Below are 365 nucleotides of genomic sequence, written 5' to 3'. Positions count from 1 at the left end.
GACGTCGGCCTGCGCAGCCGGCAGCGCCGGCTCGCCGGCATGCAGGCGGGCAACACTGGGATTGGCTTCCAGGAAGGCCGGGGACGCGGCGAAATCGCCCGGGCCTTCGGTGGAATGCAGCACGACATGATGGCCCCTTTCGGCCAGCGCCTCGGCCAGGCTGCGATTGACCAACGCCAGGCTGTAGCTGCTGTCGAACGGCCCTTCCACGCGCCAGGACAACTGGGCGGGAAGCTCACCACCACGGGCGATGGCCAGGTTGGCCTGCATGGCCGAGGAGATTGCCGGTGCTGCGACGTGCAGATCGGCATCGGACGGCCCTATCGGCGCATCGATGGCCCCGATGGCGGCGATCAGATCGCGGT

Annotated in this window: 1 protein-coding gene; it reads right to left on the bottom strand. The window is 69.0% G+C overall.

Annotated elements, in window-relative coordinates:
- On the bottom strand, nt 1-365 hold a 365-nt coding region (locus AC1DMU_RS29795), incomplete at both ends, for a hypothetical protein (RefSeq protein ID WP_476941709.1).

The organism is Bacillus sp. 01N45 (assembly GCF_056399205.1).
The sequence above is the reverse complement of the archived record's forward strand: the minus strand, read 5'-3'. Positions and strand labels throughout refer to the sequence as shown.